General features: G+C 44.4%; 15 protein-coding genes. 11 read left to right on the forward strand and 4 right to left on the reverse strand.

Annotation, left to right across the window (positions count from 1 at the left end):
• Positions 1–88: 88 nt before the first annotated feature.
• Together AVL57_RS15925 and AVL57_RS15930 are read left to right on the forward strand one after the other, a co-directional pair.
• The gene (locus AVL57_RS15925) at positions 89–1,375 is read left to right on the forward strand and encodes an ABC transporter substrate-binding protein (protein WP_057789682.1); all 1,287 of its coding nucleotides are present in this window, start codon (positions 89–91) and stop codon (positions 1,373–1,375) included.
• 34 nt (positions 1,376–1,409) lie between these two features.
• Entirely contained in the window at positions 1,410–4,073 is a 2,664-nt protein-coding gene (locus AVL57_RS15930; protein WP_057789680.1) for an ATP-binding protein, read from the forward strand.
• A 159-nt stretch (positions 4,074–4,232) separates the two neighbouring features.
• Here AVL57_RS15930 and AVL57_RS15935 read toward each other — a convergent pair whose 3' ends face one another.
• The 3 genes from AVL57_RS15935 to pepA are packed head-to-tail and all read right to left on the reverse strand — an operon-like array spanning position 4,233 to position 8,984.
• A complete protein-coding gene (locus tag AVL57_RS15935; RefSeq protein ID WP_057789678.1) occupies positions 4,233–7,007 on the reverse strand; it encodes a valine--tRNA ligase in 2,775 nt (924 codons plus the stop codon).
• Positions 7,008–7,046: 39 nt separating this feature from the next.
• The gene (locus AVL57_RS15940) at positions 7,047–7,472 is read right to left on the reverse strand and encodes a DNA polymerase III subunit chi (RefSeq protein WP_013782780.1); all 426 of its coding nucleotides are present in this window, start codon (positions 7,470–7,472) and stop codon (positions 7,047–7,049) included.
• A 6-nt stretch (positions 7,473–7,478) separates the two neighbouring features.
• On the reverse strand, positions 7,479–8,984 hold the full coding sequence (gene pepA / locus AVL57_RS15945) for a leucyl aminopeptidase (protein ID WP_057795927.1): 1,506 nt from the start codon (positions 8,982–8,984) through the stop codon (positions 7,479–7,481).
• 262 nt (positions 8,985–9,246) lie between these two features.
• Between pepA and lptF the strand changes: the two genes are divergently transcribed.
• Entirely contained in the window at positions 9,247–10,347 is a 1,101-nt protein-coding gene (gene lptF, locus AVL57_RS15950) for an LPS export ABC transporter permease LptF (protein WP_057789675.1), read from the forward strand.
• Complete coding sequence (gene lptG, locus AVL57_RS15955; protein ID WP_057789673.1) at positions 10,348–11,409, forward strand: LPS export ABC transporter permease LptG; 1,062 nt, start codon at positions 10,348–10,350, stop codon at positions 11,407–11,409.
• Positions 11,410–11,560: 151 nt separating this feature from the next.
• On the opposite strand, the gene AVL57_RS15960 is transcribed toward lptG, so the two are convergent.
• Positions 11,561–12,004, reverse strand: coding sequence for an RDD family protein (locus AVL57_RS15960; protein WP_057795925.1), 444 nt, complete (start codon positions 12,002–12,004; stop codon positions 11,561–11,563).
• A 463-nt stretch (positions 12,005–12,467) separates the two neighbouring features.
• Between AVL57_RS15960 and AVL57_RS15965 the strand changes: the two genes are divergently transcribed.
• From AVL57_RS15965 to AVL57_RS15995, 7 genes are all read left to right on the forward strand, one after another.
• On the forward strand, positions 12,468–13,001 hold the full coding sequence (locus AVL57_RS15965) for a sigma-70 family RNA polymerase sigma factor (protein WP_057789671.1): 534 nt from the start codon (positions 12,468–12,470) through the stop codon (positions 12,999–13,001).
• Positions 12,998–13,699: an anti-sigma factor gene (locus AVL57_RS15970; RefSeq protein WP_057789669.1), complete on the forward strand. Its 702-nt coding sequence runs from the start codon at positions 12,998–13,000 to the stop codon at positions 13,697–13,699. The genes AVL57_RS15965 and AVL57_RS15970 overlap by 4 nt, the downstream gene beginning before the upstream one ends.
• Before the next feature lie 156 nt (positions 13,700–13,855).
• On the forward strand, positions 13,856–15,436 hold the full coding sequence (locus AVL57_RS15975) for a DUF4331 domain-containing protein (protein ID WP_057789667.1): 1,581 nt from the start codon (positions 13,856–13,858) through the stop codon (positions 15,434–15,436).
• Positions 15,437–15,448: 12 nt separating this feature from the next.
• Positions 15,449–15,949: an Ig-like domain-containing protein gene (locus AVL57_RS15980; RefSeq protein WP_057789665.1), complete on the forward strand. Its 501-nt coding sequence runs from the start codon at positions 15,449–15,451 to the stop codon at positions 15,947–15,949.
• Positions 15,950–16,024: 75 nt separating this feature from the next.
• Entirely contained in the window at positions 16,025–17,164 is a 1,140-nt protein-coding gene (locus tag AVL57_RS15985; protein ID WP_057789663.1) for a hypothetical protein, read from the forward strand.
• 9 nt (positions 17,165–17,173) lie between these two features.
• A complete protein-coding gene (locus tag AVL57_RS15990) occupies positions 17,174–18,316 on the forward strand; it encodes a HupE/UreJ family protein (protein WP_057789661.1) in 1,143 nt (380 codons plus the stop codon).
• Between the two features lie 204 nt (positions 18,317–18,520).
• Positions 18,521–19,894 (forward strand): MATE family efflux transporter, encoded by a 1,374-nt coding sequence (locus AVL57_RS15995; RefSeq protein WP_057789659.1) that lies wholly within the window; start codon positions 18,521–18,523, stop codon positions 19,892–19,894.
• The last annotated feature ends 83 nt before the right edge of the window (positions 19,895–19,977 follow it).

A 19,977-nucleotide genomic window follows, 5' to 3' on the forward strand; every position in this document is an offset into this window, starting at 1 on the left:
GCTTCGCTCGTATTGGCAAATAATTTGGTAAATATCGAAATTCGATGCCAGAATAAAAATACTATAAAGAACAACTGGAATCGTTCTAATGCCACCCAGCCAACGTTTAACTTCTCGCCCTCGGCGTAGTTTTATTAAAGGAGCCGCTGCGCTGGGAGTAACCGCTGGCGTCACTGCCGGAGTAGCGCCTTTTGCAATAGGTAAGCCAACGCCAACGTTAAAAGTCATGGGCACTCATGTCACGCTGCAAGAAGAAATCCGTCAACACGCAATGGCCGACCTGGGTATTAATATAGCGTTTCAGCCAGGTGGAAGCGCGACTGTACTGCAAAAAGCATCAATGAATCCTGGCGCTTTCGATTTATATGAACAATGGTCAAACAGCATTAATGTTTTATGGCGTTCAAAAGCTATTCAGCCTATCGAAAAGAAAAAGCTTACTTATTGGGATGAAATAAACGATTTAACCAAAACAGGTAAAGTCACGGATGCAGCTCGATTAGGCGCTGGTGATGCCCCCCATAAGATTATTAATGTCCAAGCTGATGGCAGTTTAGGGATAGAACATACAGACACCATTAGCTTTCTTCCCTATGTGCACAACGTAGACTCATTTGGCTACAATACGTCTCAATTTCCTGAACAACTCAAAAACCAAGAAGAAAGCTGGGGATGGCTACTCGATAGTCGGTTGTCTGGCAAAGTGGGGATTGTAAATGATCCCACCATTGGACTTTTCGATTTAGCCCTAGCGGCACAAGCAAAGGGCTACATTACATTTGAAGATATAGGGGCAATGACCACACAAGAGCTGGATAACTTATTCAGTATTCTTATTGAGTTATCCCAGTTAAATCACTTCAGTGGCTTTTGGACATCAGTGCCTGAATCTGTGCAATTTATGAAAAGCCAACGCGTCTCTATAGAGAGCATGTTCTCTCCTGCGGTATCGGCGTTAAACAGCCAAAACATTCCCGTTAAATTTGCTGCGCCGAAGGAAGGTTACCGAGGTTGGCATGGTGTAATGTGTTTATCGTCAGCTTCACAAGGAAGAAGTAAAGATGTGGCTTATGAATATATGAATTGGTGGCTGTCAGGCTGGCCCGGGGCATTTATTGCTCGTCAGGGTTATTACATATCTAATCCAGAGCGTTCTGCAAAATATTTATCGCAAGCCGAATGGGATTATTGGTACAAAGGGTTACCTGCAAGCGAAAATCTAAAAGGCCCGGCAGGTAAGGTTAGTGTTCAAAAAGGTGAACAGCGCTCAGGTGGAAGCTATGAAGATAGGTTTAGTAACATCGCAGTATGGAATACTGTCATGCCAACCTACGAATATAGCCTCCAAAAATGGTATGAATTTATTACGTCTTAACCCAATTGGTTAAGTCAAAGGCACAATAATAGCTATGCTGTCATCGATTCGAACGCAACTTATTCTCGTATTAATTGCTTTAGTCGCCCTGCTCTTAGTACAAGGGTATATTGCTAGAGAAAACCAATCTGTATTAAGCAGCGGCATGGCGGCATCGAGTCGTGCTGTGGTTGATGTGGGAATAGTAAAAGAACTCGAAAGAGATGTTATCGACCTACAGCGGAATGTGCTCATCTACAAAGAAAATGCGAGCCAATCTGCGGTAACACGTTTTGAAAGGTTGATGCTCTCTATCAATAAAAGGCTAGATGAGCTTGCCGATCCTGTTACCCAAAGTGGTGAGATTGACGATACCTATGTGCTGTCTCGTATGCATAAGCACCTTAGTGCCTACCAAGAAAATTTTCGCCAAGTTATTGATGCACGCTCTAGAAAAGACGACTTAATCATTGATGGATCATTGTCAGATTTACTGGCGATTAAGCGGCTATTTGATACTGCCAATGAAGACTTCGCGCTTCCTCAAAGTACCATTGATAAACTTAACTTCCACATTGCTAAAGCGGAAAATGCAATCCTGCGTTATTTGATGAAGCCTGATATGGCCTTAATCACGCAATTTAATGAAGCCATTAGTGCAGTCAAAGAAATTACGATAGACAACCAAGCACTTCATAGCCAAGTGAATGAGTTACTTGAAAAGGCCGAAGCTGACCTATTTAAGCTAACACAAATTACCCAAGGGAATTTGTTTTTGGTTAATGTGGTTATGGCCGGTTCAGCGAATGAGTTTTTATATTTAAGCGGCGAACTTGCTAATCAAGTAACATCGAAAACCGAATCTATTACTCACAACACCTATTTGGTAGCGCAAGAAACACAACGTAATGGTGAGATATTTTCACTGGTCGCCATTCTACTTGCGGTCATCGCCGCCATATTTACCGCCTATCGTATTTTAGGCCCTATTCGTACCATAACCCACGTATTCAATCGATTATCTGAAGGCCAAAACATTTCGAGTATTCCAGGCAACAGCCGCAACGATGAAATCGGAAACCTTGCTCGAGCCGCCCATGTATTTAGTGATAAAAACAAGCAAACAGAAAGCTTATTATTAGAAGCCCGTGGTCTGAATGGCAGATTGGAATCTTTAAACTCAGAACTGACTGAAAGTAAAATAAAAGCCGAGCGAGCGACAGCTTCGAAGAGTATTTTCTTAGCCAATATGAGCCATGAAATTCGTACGCCCATGAATGGAATTATTGGCTTGATAGAACTCGCTCAGCAACACCCAGTGCCTGATATTGTCAGCGGTTATCTTGATAAAGCGGCCTATTCAAGCCAGATTTTAATGAGTGTTATCAATGATATTTTAGATTTCTCAAAAATTGAAGCCGGCAAACTTAAAATTGAAGAAGTCAGTTTTTCCCTTCATTCTTTGTTCGACAATCTCATTGCTGTTATTGCGCTTAAAGCCAAAGAGAAAAACTTAGTTGTTCGCTTTATCGTGTCACCATCCATACCGCCTCAAGTTATTGGCGATCCGCTACGTATTGCGCAAATCATCATGAATATTGGAAGCAATGCGGTGAAGTTTACCGAACAAGGGCAAATTTGCATTCGGTTTGATGGCAGTATTAACGATAAAGGTAATTTGCTCTCCCTAACAATGAATATTGAAGATTCGGGTATTGGAATGAGTGAGCGGCAACTTGCTCGTATTTTTAACCCCTTTACTCAAGCGGATGACGCGACCAACCGCAAGTACGGTGGAACCGGCTTGGGTTTAACCATTGTAAAACAACTCACCGACTTGATGGGTGGCTCACTATCAGCTACTTCAGTAGAAGGAAAAGGCAGTACCTTTACAATATCCTTGCCCCTTCGTGTATTTAAGAATCAGCCTGGTATTTTTGACCTTACGCCTCAGTTGCCCACATCCAGTGTGTACTTAACCTCTTCGCCTCTTCTGCCAGATGCCTATCAGTCGGTAATACAGATTAGCCAAACCAGTATTATGGACATTAACGCCGCCCAAACCCTCGACTCTCTGCCTAAACACCTTATTGTTGATATTCCCAGCTTTAGTGTATTTAAAGACAATATTCGCTGGTTACACGAACTGGCAGAGCAAGGAACACATGTTGGTTTGATCATGGATACCGTAGGGAGTGCGCTGCAAGATAAGTACAACAGCCTGTGGAAAGGCCCTCTTATTATGCACCCCTTTACGCCTGCACAATTTGAACATTTCATGTCTATGTTAGTCAGTAATGAAACACGAAAAACCATGACTAAAAAGGCGGATATCATTGAAGATATTAGCTTAGAAGGGCATGTATTATTGGTTGAAGATAACAACATAAATCAGATTGTTACCGGTGAAATGCTTAAAACCCTAGGGATTACGTTTGATATCGCGGAAGATGGTAATCAGGCGGTGCGCAAAATAGAAAATGCCCCTCACTATGATTTAGTATTAATGGATGTACAAATGCCCGTAATGGATGGTTATGAGGCAACAAAAGCCTTAAGAAAAGCGGGCTTTACTACCCTTCCCATTATCGGGCTCTCGGCTAATGCTATGAAAGAAGACAAACAGAGCGCTATCGATGTAGGCATGAACGACTATCTCACTAAGCCAATTAAACGCAGAGCCTTGGTGGATATGTTAAAGCGTTACATGAACCATTAAAAAGCGCAGCGCTTTATTCCTGTGCCACCAATGCACGATTTTTAGCAAAAAAAAGAGTTGTCTTTCGACAACCCTTTTTCAATTCGCTTGTTAGCTCTGACTTATAAAGTAGCTCTTTCAAGGCGGCTACAAACCAGTCAAAACCCTGCTACAACAAACTTATAACGCCGCAATAGTTTCGTATTGAGCTTTTAACTTCTCAAGCTGCTTTTCACCTTCTTCCAGCTTAGCGCGTTCTTTCTCAATCACGGCGTCTGGGGCGTTGCTTACAAACTTATCGTTACCTAGCTTTCCGCGTGTACGTGAAACGTCTTTATCCACTTTATCCATAGCCTTAGTGATACGAGCAAGCTCGGCATCTTTGTCGATAAGACCAGCCATTGGAATAAGAATTTCCATTTCACCTACTAGCGCTGTAGCACTCGCAGGCGCTTCTTCACCGTCTTTAAGAATGGTTACTGTTTCCAGCTTAGATAACTTATCTAAGAAGGCCTTCGCAGCCTCTAAACGGCGGCTATCTTCCGCACTTACATTTTTAAGTAAGGCATTGAGCGGTTTGTTTGGAGATATATCCATTTCGCCGCGAATATTACGAATACCCACGATGAATTTCTTCACCCACTCAATATCGGCAAGCACTTGCTCATCTTGCTTAGCAGCATCTTGTACAGGGAATGCTTGCACCATAATACTGGCATTTTCTTCAACCTGTAGAGCGCTCAATGGCACAACGCGCTGCCAAATAGTATCGGTAATAAACGGCATTAATGGGTGCAACAAACGTAGTAAGTTTTCTAGTACGTTAATTAACGTATGACGTGTACCACGCTTCTCAGCTTCACTGCTGGCTTCATTGCTAAGCACAGGTTTAGTCAGTTCTAAGTACCAATCGCAGAACTGGTTCCAGGTAAACTCGTAAACAATATGCGCAGCAATGTCGAAACGGTAGTCTTCTAACGCTTTTTCAAACTCAACAAGGGTTTGTTGGAACTTAGCCCAAATCCAGCGATCGGCAATACTTAATACCATTTCGCCGCCTTCACGGCCTGTATCGTGCTCTTCAGCATTCATCAGTACAAAACGTGATGCATTCCAAATCTTGTTACAGAAGTTACGGTAGCCTTCAACTCGCGCCATATCAAAGTTGATATCACGGCTGGTTGACGCCATGGCAGCAAAAGTAAAACGAAGTGCATCTGTACCGTAAGCATGAATACCATCCGGGAATTGCTTACGAGTACGTTTCTCAATCTTTTCAGCTAGCTTTGGCTGCATCATCCCTGAGGTGCGTTTTTTCACTAGCGTTTCAAGGTCAATACCGTCAATAAGGTCGATTGGGTCAAGTACGTTCCCTTTCGACTTAGACATTTTATCGCCGTTCTCATCTCGGATAAGACCAGTAATATAAATATCTTTAAACGGAATTTGGCCTGTGAACTTCTTCGTCATCATGATCATTCTGGCAACCCAGAAGAAAATGATATCGAAGCCAGTTACCAATACCGATGAAGGCAAGAAGGTTTCAAGCTCAGGCGTTTTTTCTGGCCAGCCCATGGTCGCGAACGGCCATAATGCAGATGAGAACCACGTATCAAGTACATCGTCATCTTGGCGAAGCGCAATGTTGTCGCCCAAGCTGTTTTTAGCGCGGACTTCTGCTTCAGTACGACCCACGTAAATATTTCCGCTGTCGTCATACCATGCAGGAATGCGGTGTCCCCACCACAACTGACGCGAAATACACCAATCTTGGATGTTGTGCATCCACTGGTAATAGGTTTTGTTCCAGTTTTCTGGCACAAAACGAATCTCGCCGCTTTCAACCGCTTCAATAGCAGGCTTAGCCAGTGACTCAACCGCAACATACCATTGGTCAGTAAGGTAAGGTTCAATGACCGCGCCGGTTCTGTCGCCGCGAGGTACTTTAAGCTTATGTGGTTCAATTTTAACCAATGCGCCTTGGGCGTCTAAGTCGGCCACAATTTGCTTACGAGCGTCGAAACGGTCTAAGCCGCGATAAGCTTCTGGCGACTCATCGTTAATTTTCGCATCGTCAGTTAAGATATTGATCATGGGTAGGCTGTGGCGCTTACCCATATCGTAATCGTTAAAGTCGTGAGCTGGCGTAATCTTAACGCAGCCTGTACCGAACTCTTGATCTACATAGTCATCGGCAATAACAGGAATTAAACGGCCAGTAATAGGCAGTTTAATGTCTTTACCAATGTAAGCTTGATAACGTTCGTCATCAGGGTGTACCGCAACGGCGGTATCACCTAGCATAGTTTCTGGACGTGTAGTAGCTACGACTAACTCACCGCTGCCATCAGCAAGTGGGTAGCGCATGTGCCACATGTGGCCATCTTCTTCTTCGTTCAGTACTTCTAAATCTGATACTGCGGTGTGCAGTACTGGATCCCAGTTAACCAAACGCTTACCGCGATAAATTAGGCCTTCTTCGTGAAGCTTCACGAAAGTCTCGGTTACCGCATCAGACAACTTGTCGTCCATGGTAAACACTTCACGAGACCAATCAGGTGATGTTCCTAAGCGGCGCATTTGCCCGGTAATGGTTCCGCCACTGTGCTCTTTCCATTCCCAGACTTTTTTGATGAAGTCTTCACGACCTAAGTCATGACGGGTTTTACCTTCTGCATTTAATTGACGTTCTACTACCATTTGGGTAGCAATACCCGCGTGGTCGGTACCCACTTGCCATAGGGTGTTGTCACCCTTCATACGACGATAGCGGGTTAAGGCATCCATAATGGTTTGTTGAAAACCGTGCCCCATGTGAAGGCTACCGGTAACATTTGGCGGTGGAAGCAAAATACAATACGGATCGCCGCTGCCCGATGCTTTAAAAAGGCCCGAATTTTCCCATTTTTCATAGCATTGCTGCTCAATGGACTGTGGTTCGAAGGTTTTATCCATTACTTACTCTCGTTGTGAAGCCCGATTCTGATGTGATCACTACGCAGTTTTCTTAAACTGCATATTACATCCGGCTTGCTGGTAGTTCTTATATCGCACCCGTGCAGCCTGTTTGGCTTCGTCATCTACGGGAACAAAATCGATAATTTGGCGATGTTGATTTGGCGAAGGCACCATGCCCGAACCAACGTTAACCACCATTTGACGGCGGGCAACCTGCTCGGGTTGCCAACAAATTTCCACCGGCGTGCCGCTTTGTGGCCCTTCACCATATAGGTTGTGGGGAACAAAGCGATTGGCTGGCAGTTGCCATAAAAATTCATCAACTTCTTCGGCTTGCTTTTGCGTATCGCATAACACGCTTATCTTTTGCTTATTCGCAAAAGCATCTGCAATAAGTTCGCTCGCACGAGACGCCACACTAGTGTCGCCTGCGCTCAGTTGATAAAACACGACTTGAGGCATCGTGCGTTAGTCCTCTAGCTTGGTGCCAGCGCGGTTCATTAAGAACTGCGATAACATAGGAACAGGTCGCCCTGTTGCACCTTTGTTCTTGCCACTGCGCCATGCAGTACCAGCAATATCTAAGTGTGCCCAGTTGTATTTCTTAGTGAAACGAGACAAGAAACACGCCGCAGTAATACTGCCTGCCGGACGACCACCTAAGTTAGTCATATCAGCAAACGGGCTTTCAAGCTGTTCTTGGTAATCATCCCACACGGGTAAACGCCATGCTCTGTCTGAACTTTGCTCAGAGGCATTTAGCAATTCGTGAGCTAGCGGGTTATGTGTACTCATTAGGCCAGTAGCATGATGACCGAGCGCAATAATGACAGCACCGGTTAGGGTAGCCACATCAATCACTAACTCTGGCTCGTAACGTTCAACGTAAGTTAGCGCATCACACAGTACCAAGCGCCCTTCTGCATCGGTATTTAATACTTCAACAGTTTGCCCTGACATGGTGGTTAAAATATCGCCGGGGCGATAAGCGGTACCATCAGGCATGTTTTCACAGCCTGCTAGCACACCAATAATGTTAATAGGCAAGTTTAGCGCGGCAATAGTATGCATAGTACCAAGTACACCAGCTGCACCGCCCATGTCGTATTTCATTTCATCCATGGCTTCGCCAGGTTTAATCGAAATACCACCTGAGTCGAAGGTAAGGCCTTTACCCACCAATACAATTGGCGCTTGATCGGCTGGACCGCCGCGGTGATGCATAATACTCATCATGCTTTCGTTTGCAGAACCACGACCCACAGCTAAATAAGCTTGCATGCCTAATTCAGCCATTTGGGTTTCATCCACAACTTCAGCACTTATGCTTTCGTACTGGCTGGCCAATGACTGAGCTTGCTCCCAAAGATAAGCAGGGTTACAGATATTCGGCGGCATGTTGGCCACATCTTTCGTTACCTTGGCACCGCGAGAAATAGCAAGTCCATGCTCTACTGCACGCTCGCCTACGGTTAATTCGCGGCGTGTAGGTACGTTAAATACAATTTTACGTAACGGACGACGTGGCTCACCTTTCTTGGTCTTAAGTTGCAAGAAGGTATATAAAGAGTCTTCGGTCGCTTCTACGGCCTGACGCACTTTCCAATAAGTGTCGCGACCTTTAACGTGTAATTCCGTTAAGAAACACACCGCTTCCATCGAGCCCGTTTCGTTTAGGGTAGTAATGGTTTTGGCAATAATTTGCTTGTATTGGCGCTCATCAAGTTCGCGCTCTTTTCCGCAGCCCACTAATAATACGCGCTCACTCAGTACATTCGGTACATGGTGCAGCAATAGCATTTGCCCAGCTTTACCTTCTAGGTCGCCGCGTCGTAATAAGTTGCTAATATAGCCTTCACTGATTTCGTCTAGTTGTTCAGCCACCGCGGTAAGGCGGCGCGGCTCGAAGACCCCGACAACAATACAGGCACTGCGTTGTTTTTCCGGACTGCCACTTTTTACACTAAACTCCACGATATCACCTCGTTTTTCGTCGTTTAAGATTTGCATGCTGACTAAATTCACATAACGTTTCGCGCTGCTTTATGTTTTAATACGCAGCCATACTTGCATGCTAGCTGCGAATGACGCAATGTTGACCGTAAATTATGTCAATTTTGCTTCGCCATACCATGCAATAAATTTTATGATTGCAGGCAAAACTTGTAAAAACGGTAAGTTTACTCAAAATTGTGGTTTCTTTCACTAAAATTCCAAAGTTTCCGGTAGGACTGAGATGTTGATATTCCGCTATTTGCTTAAGGAAACCCTTAAGTCTCAGTTAGCCATATTTTTCATTCTAATGGCGATATTTGTCACCCTTAGATTTGTACGTGTGCTTGGCGATGCCTCAGACGGCGATATACCAGCAGGACTAGTACTTGGCTTTCTTGGGCTCTACGCTCCTATTCTCGCATCACTCGTGCTGCCTATCAGTGCTTATTTAGGCATTATGCTTGCCCATGGGCGGCTGTATGTAGACAGTGAAATGACCGTCATGCGCGCATGCGGTATCAGTGAGTGGTACATCACCCGGGTGATGTTATTCTTATCTGTACTCATTATGATAGTAACGGGGGCTATTACCCTCTACTTTGCCCCTATGGCGGCTGAAAACGAATACCAACTTAGGGAAAAAGCCCGTAATGAGGCGGGTCTTTCTGCCATTATCCCTGGTCGTTTCCAACAAACCGGCAATGCAAAAGCCGTTATTTTTGTTCACGACATTGATACTGACGACCAATTACGCCGCGTGTTTTTATCGCAAAATAAAACTGAGAATGGTGAAAATCAGGTTCAAGTGGTCTATGCGCAGACAGGCCAAGTGGCCAGCAACCCAGACGGCACACGTAACTTAGTGCTAAAACAAGGGGTGCAGTACGAAGGTCAACAGTCGCAAAAAAGCTACCGAAAGGTAGAGTTCGATGAATACCAAATTCAAATAGCTGATAAACCGGCAGAGGAAGCAAGGCGCAAGGTAAGCGTATTGCCTACTACCGAATTATGGGGTGATGAATCGATAGAAGCCCGTGCAGAGTTGCAATGGCGTATCGCGATTCCACTTTCACTTCCCTTCTTAATTCTAATTGCGGTGCCTTTGAGCGCCGTAGACCCTCGCCAAGGCCGATTTGGAAAAATGTTCCCGGCTATACTGCTCTATCTTGGCTACTTCTTGTTGTTACTCGCCAGTAGACGGGTACTAGAGGACGGCAAAATACCACCTCAACTTGGGCTGTGGTGGGTGCATACCATCATGCTGTTTATTGGGGTTGCGCTCATTGTGCGAGACAGAAAAACAGGCACCCAATTTAGGGCCTGGATATTGGGGAAAAAGTAGATGTTTAAAATCCTCGATTTATATATTGCTCGCACGCTGTTAGGTACAGTAACGGTTACTTTATCGGTTCTTATTGGCTTAAGCGCACTGATTAAATTTGTAGAGCAACTGCGTAAAGTGGGCGAAGGCGACTACGACATGATGGTGGCATTCCTTTATGTGGTGCTTAGCTTACCAAGAGATTTAGAACAGTTTTTCCCCATGGCAACCCTGCTGGGTGGATTAATTGGTATGGGTGTACTTGCCAGCAACAGCGAGCTTGTTGTTATGCAAGCAGCGGGCATGAGTAGATGGAACATTATTGTCTCTACCATGAAGTCTGCCACTATTATGATTTTACTCGTGATGGCGGTGGGCGAATGGGTAACACCGTTCAGTGAATCTAAGGCCAAAGAAATTCGTACCGAGGCCATTTCAGGCGGAAGCTTGTTCTCTTCTGAGCAATTGGTGTGGGCAAAAGACGGCGAGCACTTCGTGAGTATTGGCGAAGTTTTAAGCCGTGATTCTTTAAAAGATATCAACATTTTTGATTTTAACGATGACCTTTCACTTGAAAGTATTACCTATGCTAAATCGGGTAATTTCGATGGCAGTGAGTGGCGCTTGAACGATGTAGACGTTACCCGTTTTAGTGAAACTGCGGTAACGTTAGATAATGAAAAAAGCATGCAATGGAACTCGACGTTAACGCCAGATAAGTTGGGTATTGTTGCGGTAAAACCTGAAGCTCTATCTATTTCTGGTTTGCTAGATTACGTGGGCTATTTAGCCAATAACGGACAAGATCCATCTCGTTATGAGTTGGCACTGTGGCGTAAAATATTACAGCCTGTGTCGGTTGGGGTAATGCTGTTAATGGCCTTGTCGTTTATCTTTGGTCCATTACGCAGCGTTACCATGGGTGCCCGGGTGATCATGGGTGTACTAACGGGCTTTGGCTTCTTTATCTTAAATGAAGTGTTTGGCCCGCTTAGTTTGGTATATCAAATTCCGCCATTTTTAGGCGCTTTGCTTCCCAGCTTATTATTTGCGGCCATCGCCGCCATCATGCTGCGAAAGTAGTCTAATTTCAGTAGCCCTATTTAAGCTGTTTAGTTTAAGTCGCTATATTAAGCGTTTGGTTGAATCACGAGGCACACTAGGTTCTACCGTTCAATATTGGATACAAAAAAGGGAAGCTCTGCTTCCCTTTTTTGTATCCAGTGTTTTTTGCTTACCAGCTTTTGTGATCGTTACTTTCTTTCGTCAATTTAAGCACTTGAGTTTGCGCCATTCTATCTTGCAAAGACTGCTTGTGCTTAAAATCAAACAGTACCAATAAAGTGCCTAAGCCCCCTAATGATGCCACTAGGCGAATGAGTAATCGTGGCCACGTCATAGGCGCATCTACGGTGCTGAAAATACGCAGTCGCCACGCACGCATGCCCAAGGTTTGCCCACCTCGCTTCCAAAACCATAAAAAGAAACCAACTACCCACAATCCAACCCATACTTGAATAAGTAACTTATACCCCGTAGATGCCTGAATTAATTCAGCCGGTTGCTCATAGCCTTGCAAATCCAATACACCATTTGAAAGCAACACAATAAGCGTCACTATTACTACCATGGCTGCACACATCCCCACCGCTACGGCAACCAATGTATCGTAAATCATGGCAGCTAAACGGCGAATAAATCCTGCACGTTCAGAGGCAGAGGTTAACTCGGCAGCTTCATTTTTGATGAGTTTTTCACGCTTATTCGCTTTTTTCGCGTTGCGTGCAGCTCGTGACGCTTTGTTGTTACTTTTGTTCAAAATACTTCCGATACAGTTCAATACCGCGCTAGTGTGCCACAACACCGACAAGGCATAAATAACCGATAGTGAAACAGGGCTAGTTTTAATACTTAGTAACGTGTGTTGCTAAACCCTAATCGATTAGAAACAGCTGTAGGGTGAAGCGGACAAATAATATTTGTACTTTTTGCATCTAATCACAGGTGGTAAACGTTTAATAACATGTAAACACAAATAATCGATCGAAAAATTCTTGTGTCTATACCCTGATCAGAGTTCCGATGCTTAAGGCCATTTAATTTCTAAATGCCATGTATGGCTCGGTAAAGAAGGATACTTTATGGAACATGAAACCTTGTTTCCCCTACTGTGTGAAACAGCGAATGGCAATAAAGCCGCGTTTGCTGAGCTATATAAATTAACCAGCCCTCAACTATATGCTGTTGTGTTAAAGCTTTTAAAGCGGCCGGAACTAGCCGATGAAGCCACCCAAGATGCTTTTATCAAGATATGGCATAACGCAGGCAGTTACCAACGAGGTAAAGGTACTGTGCTGACTTGGATGGTAAGTATTGCGCGCTACCGCGCATTAGATTTAATGCGTTATCACAATGTGCGAAACGAAGTTGAATTGGATAGCGAAGCGCCTCAATTAGATGAGTCTTCTGACACCGTTCGGATGAATACCGAGCAAGATAAATTAGCGGAATGCTTGGATGAATTGGACCACCCCCAACGCCAAGCAATACAGCTAGCTTATGTAAACGGACTTTCCCATCAAGAAGTTGTGAACCATTTGTCGTCGCCTCTGGGCACTATTAAAAGCTGGATTAGACGTGGACTTCAAAGCTTACAAAGGTGTTTGTCATTATGAATTATTTGAAAGAAGAACGGTTAAACGCACTCGCGGCCGAATATGTGGTGGGTACCTTGCGTGGCAAAGCACGTCTGCGCTATCAAAAGTTATTGATGCAGTACCAAATTGTAGGTGAAACCACAGCGAAGTGGGAAGAGTACTTAGTGGGCTTCTCAGACGGCATTACTCCTGTAGAGCCTCCCCATGCTGTGTGGGAACAAATTCAGCGCCGTCTTGATCACGGCAATTCAACCAAACCAGCATCTAACGTACTTGAATTTGAACAAGCAAAGCAGGCTAGATGGCGTTATCTCTCTTTACTGTCTACCGCGGCTGCCATGATATTTGCGGTACTTCTCGTAGTAATGATGCCTGTTCCAGAGGAAGAAGTTTCACATGTTGCTGTTGTAAATAATGCAGATAACGCACCTTTGTGGGTGATAGAAATCTCCGAATCTACCATGGATGTTAAAGTAACCAACGCTTTAGCCCCCATTACCGATAAAGATTACGAATTATGGATGGTACCTGAAAATGGTGAAGCGCCTATTTCTTTGGGCCTACTACCCGAGTCGGGCTTCGAGCACTTTGCTACCAATGCCATATTGCTAAATGGAAGCATTGCTGCCCTTGCCGTAAGTTTAGAAGCTCCTGGAGGCTCTAAAACTGGCGCACCTACTGAAGTACTATATATAGCGCCGTTGGTTTCCGTTTAATAGCGAAGACGTTCTAAAAAACACTTACAAAAGCCGACGTTCAAGTCGGCTTTTTTATGATTGATAAAAAGGTTTTAAATAAAAGTAAATTATATTGCATCCAACTTCCCATCCGAATCGTTTGGCTTTATGAACTCACTCACTAAGAGACATAATATGATTTCGATTAAACGTTCAGTAGTTGCTGTATCTTGCGCACTTATTGCCGCAAGCGCAGTTGCTTCAAGTCACCGAGAAGCACCAAACATTACTCGTCACCCTGCTTTAGACAGTACCGATTTTTACGCATTTAACAGCTACGAAGAAGGACGTGAGGGCTACGTTACTTTCATCGCAAATTACATTCCACTGCAAGATGCCTACGGCGGTCCTAACTATTTCGCCATGGATCCCAGCGCGCAATATACTATTCATATCGACAGCGATGGCGATGCAGTTGAAGACATTAGTTTCGTTTTTGAGTTTCAATCTATGCTTGCCGCTGAAAATGAAGGCATTGCATTGCCTATTGGCGCAGCTGGCGAAGAAAAAATGGTCAAAGTGCCATTAAAGAACATCGGCCCTGTTAGCGCAGACGATCAAAGTGCCGCTAACTTCTCAGAAATGTATAGCTTAACTATGGTATCGGGCGACATGCAAAGCGGTGAGCGTACTACGCTAACGCCAAGTGCAGGTGATATGTTTACCAAACCGCTTGATTACATTGGTAATAAAACCTTCACCAGCGAAGCAGAATACGCCCGCTATGCCGAAAGTTTTATTTATTCATTCTCGATACCTGGCTGTGATGACATGGCAAAGGTATTTGTAGGCCAACGTAAAGACCCGTTTGTGGTAAACCTAGGTAAAACCTTCGACTTGGTGAATTATGTACCCGTTGAAGGCGACAGTGCCCCTGGCGCTGGTGATGGCGGCGGCTTCCCAGGGGGCATTACGCAAAGTGATGACAATGATGACTTGGCAGATAAAAATGTGACTTCGATTTCTGTAGAAGTGCCATCAACGTGTGTTACGGGCGACGGTAACGGCGTAGTAGGAAGCTGGACAACAGCAAGCCTTCCGCAAGCCCGTATTTTGAACCCAGATGCAACCTTTGCATCGCCAGAAGTTAATGGCGGCGCGATGACCCAAGTATCTCGCTTAGGCAGCCCTTTAGTTAACGAGCTTGTTATCGGGATTGGTGATAAAGATACCTTCTCTAGTGCCCACCCAAGTGATGACGGCCAGTTCGCTGATTATGTTACTCACCCTGCACTACCAGAATTACTAAACATCTTGTTTAAGGATGCAGTAAACACAACGTTAGGTACATCAATTGAAACCCTTGCACCTACTAACTTCCCTAGAAACGATTTAGTTGCTGCGTTCTTAACCGGTTTCCCTGGCGTTAACCAGCAAGCCACGGTAACGGCGTCTGAAATGCTTCGCTTAAATACAGGCATTCCAGCAACACCTGCAGCTGATCAATCTGCATTCGGTGTAGCAGGCGACGATTTAGCTGGTTTTCCGAATGGAAGAAGACCAGGCGATGATGTAGTAGATATTGCCCTTCGCGTTGTAATGGGTCGCTTGTGTTATCCCATTCCAGTGAACGGTGAAGAAACTAACCTTGGCTTATGCGCAGAAGAAGATGCGAGCGTAGGTAATGTTCCATTCACTGATGGTGCGCCAGTTGATGCCAGTATGACCGATGCGTCATTCCCTTACCTTAAAACACCTATTGCAGGTTCTGAATAAGGAGTGATGATTATGAACAACGCTCTTTTAAGAGGCATAGTGTTAGTGGGCGCAGTAAGCGCGCTCACTGGATGCTTTGATAATGACGATGATAAGCCAGAAGTAAACGTGGCACCAGTAGCTGAAGATGCCATGTTCACTACCCAGGCAGATATTGCGTTTACCGAAATGCTCAGTGCAAGTGATGCTAATGGCGACCCGTTAACCTATACGCTGGCCACAGACAGCGAAAACGGAACCACAACGGTAACAGCAGACGGTGATTTTACCTATACGCCTAATGCGCAGTTTACCGGAACTGATTCTTTTGTTTTCAGTGTATCTGACGGCGTAGCTGATGCTGACACAGGTGAAGTCACTATTACTATAGATGCGCAACAAGTCTCGTTTTCAAGCTATACACGAGAAGCATTTAATCAAGAAGAGACTGATGAGCCCCTTCCTATTAATGGAAGAGCATTCACTCAGGATGCTGAAGAAAGCAGTTTTGATGACTTACTACCTCAGCAGTAAATAGCCGTAGCGCTAGGGAAGGCGCTTTTTCTTACGTTTGCTTATTAGCGAAAAATAACCACAGTAGGTTAAGTTATGAAGAAATTAGTCAGTCGTTTTTTGGCATTAAGCACGTTAACTCTGCTAAACATTTCAGCATTTTCCGCAAGCAGCACTGAATATTCAAGCGATACGGTAATTGCGACTTGGAGTGCAAAATCCGAAACAGAGATGACCTTATCCCAAGCTAAAAAATTGCTTAATGAAAGCCGCTATCCCGATGCTACGGGCAATGAAAGACAACAAGTTACCCACTTTATTCATTATCAAAAGCAAAAAAAAGATACCCTATCGGCAACAGCGCTAACAGAATTAATGGTGCTAGAAGCCAAAGTGCTACAAGGCACTCACCAATTTAGCCAAGCTGCGGCTATTTTAAATACTATAGATACAACCAATAATGCAGCGGCTTTATTGCTACTCGCTGACATTAATATTCAACAAGGCAACCCTGCAGCAGCCAAAACACATTGCCAGCAACTAGTAGGCAAAACTAGCTACTTATTAGCCTTTACGTGTATGTTGAACGCCGAATTCACACTCAATACCAGTACTGCCACTTATGAGAAATTACTAAGCCTTGAAGGATTTGCTGACAAAGCGCATGCAGAGGAAGTAAGCGATAGCGAAAGGTTGTGGTACTACGAAACCTTGGCAGCCATGGCTTATAGCCTAGACAAGCCAGAGGCGACTATTTCACATCTAGACAAGCTAAGCGCTCAAAAGCTACCAGTAAGTGCATTATTGTTGTGGTCTGATGCGCAGCTAAAACTCGCACAACCTCAACGTATCATCGATAGATTCAAGGCAATGCAATCAGCTTCAAACTCTACCTCTAAACGTACTTTTAGCCTTACTTCTAACGATAGCGGTAATAATGCTGGCAATAGCATTGATGATGGCTTACTGCTTCGCTGGGCAAAAGCAGAAAGACAAATAAGTCTTCATGGTACTGAAATTCAAAAGCAATTAGCTGATAGAATGGCCTTACGTACTTGGCGAGAAGATGTGTCTCATGCAGCGCAAGTGGCTAGTTACTTTTTGGATATTGACTATAAACCTGCTATAGCCCTGAAGTTCGCTAGGCTAAATTGGCAAGCGGCACAAACACGAAGTGACGCTAGGCTACTTGCACGAGCCGAAAGCGCTGTTGCCACATCATCTACATTGAATTAAAGAATATATATGAAAGCACTTGTAGTTACCCTTTTTTTGTCACTTTTAGTTATGAACGCAAGCGTAGTAAACGCCCACGAACTTAGTAGCGGATATTTAACGTTAAGCGCGGGTGAAGAAAATACCTATAGCGGCGAATTGTTATTAAAGCCCGATGATATTGGGCAAGTAGCAGGGCTAGATACTAACGGCAATGGCGCACTAACCTGGGGTGAAATTCACCAAAACCAGCCCCTATTACAAAGCTATATCGCTAAAGTGCTAAGTATTAAAGTAGATGACACACCCTGCAAAATTAGCCTTAGCATGCCAAATATTAGAAGTGTTTCCGGCGATTCCTACTTAGTTTCACCTATTCAAGTTATGTGTGAATCAGCCGGCACGTTGGGCATTCACTACGACGGCATTTTTGAACATAGCCCCACCCATAAGCTTCTTGTGAACGTAAACCTTGCTGGCCAATCAGGAGTTAGTTCACAAAGCAGCACAGAGAAGACATCAGTTACCAGCGTACTTGATTTTGATAATCGCAGCGTGACATATGATGCTGTCACTACGTCGCTAACCGCACTGTTCATTTCGCTAGTGTACGAAGGCGTGTGGCACATCTTTATTGGGATCGACCACATCCTATTCTTAGTGGCTACCTTGCTGACAGTTAACTTAGCAAGAGAGAAAAAACAGTGGCAAAAAGAGCCTTCAGCCTCACGAGTAGTAAAGCACACTGTAATATTAGTCAGTGCGTTCACTCTGGCGCACTCTATTACCTTAACCGCTACCGCGCTTAATTTTATTGCGTTAGATAGCCGTTTAGTTGAACTAGGTATCGCTATTTCAGTATTGCTGACGGCCCTTAATAACATTTACCCGCTCATTGTGCGATTAGGCATTATTACGTTTGCTTTTGGCTTATTGCATGGAATGGGGTTCGCCAGCGTATTTGCCGATTTAAATGCGCAGTCAAATAACCTTGTGCTAAGTGTGGCTGCATTTAACATTGGTGTTGAAGTAGGTCAGTTAGCTATTGTAGCAGTGTTATTGCCTTTGTTGTTGTGGCTTAGACATTATACGTTTTATGCCAAAACCTTAATGCCACTGCTATCATCAGTCATTGCCATCATTGCGATTAACTGGACTATTCAGCGCTGGTAAGAGTCTTAAAAGTAGGCCTTTTTTATCATGCCGCTTAGCACTTGTGTTAGGCGGTTCTTTTTGAATGCCATATCAACGCACATCAAATGTCACAAATGTAACCTTGATTGCACCTAACGCTTCTCGCGCATAACCTTTGCCTCTTCGCGCTGGCCACCGATGAGGTTTCTAGCACAGGGATAAATATTTACAAACGAGCAGGCAATGAGTAGTCGCGAGCAAAACCGGGTTCTGGCAGGCCCCCCCATCATCACATTTTTCTATTACGTTATTCCTTCAATGATAGGCTTACTATCACTCACCACAGCAAGCCTTGTAGATGGTATTTTTGTAGGGAATATCGTTGGCTCAGATGCTCTAGCCGCCGTTAGTCTGCTGCTGCCGTATTTAACCTTCCTTATAGCTATATCACTCATGCTCGCCATTGGCGGTGCGGTAACTGCTGGTAAGTATTTAGGAGAAGGTAACACCACAGCCGCCTCTGACATTATGAGTAAGACACTGATAACCGCAGTGCTAGTTAATCTTTTTTTCGCACTGCTAAGCTTGGCTCTTGAGCCTACGTTGTACGCAATTTTAAACGTACCTGCACATATTCAACCGCTGGTAACCGAGTATTTTGCCATTATTCGTTGGGTGTTCATTCTGCAACTAAGCACCATGGTGCTTTATTATTTTGTGCGCACCGATGGTCATCCTGTGCTGGGAACAAAAGCCTTAGTCATAGGGGCGCTTACTAATGTTGTTCTTGATTGGGTATTCATATTGCACCTTGATATGGGAATAGCGGGCGCCGCCTATGCCACTGCCATCGCGCAACTTATACAGTGCATGGTGCTTGTGACCTACTTCTTCAGCCCCAAACGTACCTTGCGTTTTTCTTTTAAACAGCAAAATTGGCGCGCCATCGTTTCCACTGCCTATAACGGCGTTTCAGAATTCGTAAATGAAGTATCAGTTGGTGCGCTTTTCTTACTACTAAATTGGCTGCTGATTGCGCAGTTAGGTGCAAATGGTGTTGCTGCGTTTAGCGTGGTGAATTATTTTATTTTTCTTAGCGTGATGGTGTCTTATGGGGTCGCTGATGCTCTTCATTTACTGGTTAGCCAGAATTACGGCGCCAAGAACACCCCTCGAGTTTACGCATTTTTAAAGATTTCACTTTCAAGTGTATTACTAACCGGCTTGCTGTTGGCGGGAGCACTGATTTTTGCACAAACATCTCTCACCACCTTATTTTTAAATGAACGGGACAGCGAGGTAACTGAACTTGTTGGTGACGTTATTGGCCTAATGTGGCCGGTATTCATTGTAAATGGTATTAATATTCTTTTAGGATGCTACCTAACGGCCATTCATAAACCCGCACCATCGGCTCTGATAGCGCTATGCCGTAGCATTTTGTTCCCTGCCACTATGCTGGTATTTCTCTACCTGGTTTTTTATCACACCACACTATTGTCGCTGTCACCTTCCCCGCTATTATTTCTGATCGCACTGCCTATTGCCGAATGGCTGACCTTTGTTTTTGCACTCATATATAGCTATCGTTTTCGCCCTTCTACGCTTTTGGAATAAGTAACAAATGTAAACCAACTTGAGTATGATAATCATTCTCATTACGATGACTGCGAATTTTAATGTCTGAGTAAGGGGAGAAA

The organism is Alteromonas stellipolaris (genome assembly GCF_001562115.1).
Classification (GTDB): domain Bacteria; phylum Pseudomonadota; class Gammaproteobacteria; order Enterobacterales; family Alteromonadaceae; genus Alteromonas; species Alteromonas stellipolaris.

Bases quoted from the DNA above. Each gene is read 5' to 3' on its own strand.
- AVL57_RS15925 (WP_057789682.1), top strand. From the start codon at position 89: ATGCCACCCAGCCAACGTTTAACTTCTCGCCCTCGGCGTAGTTTTATT.
- AVL57_RS15930 (WP_057789680.1), top strand. From the start codon at position 1,410: ATGCTGTCATCGATTCGAACGCAACTTATTCTCGTATTAATTGCTTTA.
- AVL57_RS15935 (WP_057789678.1), bottom strand. From the start codon at position 7,007: ATGGATAAAACCTTCGAACCACAGTCCATTGAGCAGCAATGCTATGAA.
- AVL57_RS15940 (WP_013782780.1), bottom strand. From the start codon at position 7,472: ATGCCTCAAGTCGTGTTTTATCAACTGAGCGCAGGCGACACTAGTGTG.
- lptF (WP_057789675.1), top strand. From the start codon at position 9,247: ATGTTGATATTCCGCTATTTGCTTAAGGAAACCCTTAAGTCTCAGTTA.
- lptG (WP_057789673.1), top strand. From the start codon at position 10,348: ATGTTTAAAATCCTCGATTTATATATTGCTCGCACGCTGTTAGGTACA.
- AVL57_RS15960 (WP_057795925.1), bottom strand. From the start codon at position 12,004: ATGATTTACGATACATTGGTTGCCGTAGCGGTGGGGATGTGTGCAGCC.
- AVL57_RS15965 (WP_057789671.1), top strand. From the start codon at position 12,468: ATGGAACATGAAACCTTGTTTCCCCTACTGTGTGAAACAGCGAATGGC.
- AVL57_RS15970 (WP_057789669.1), top strand. From the start codon at position 12,998: ATGAATTATTTGAAAGAAGAACGGTTAAACGCACTCGCGGCCGAATAT.
- AVL57_RS15975 (WP_057789667.1), top strand. From the start codon at position 13,856: ATGATTTCGATTAAACGTTCAGTAGTTGCTGTATCTTGCGCACTTATT.
- AVL57_RS15980 (WP_057789665.1), top strand. From the start codon at position 15,449: ATGAACAACGCTCTTTTAAGAGGCATAGTGTTAGTGGGCGCAGTAAGC.
- AVL57_RS15985 (WP_057789663.1), top strand. From the start codon at position 16,025: ATGAAGAAATTAGTCAGTCGTTTTTTGGCATTAAGCACGTTAACTCTG.
- AVL57_RS15990 (WP_057789661.1), top strand. From the start codon at position 17,174: ATGAAAGCACTTGTAGTTACCCTTTTTTTGTCACTTTTAGTTATGAAC.
- AVL57_RS15995 (WP_057789659.1), top strand. From the start codon at position 18,521: ATGAGTAGTCGCGAGCAAAACCGGGTTCTGGCAGGCCCCCCCATCATC.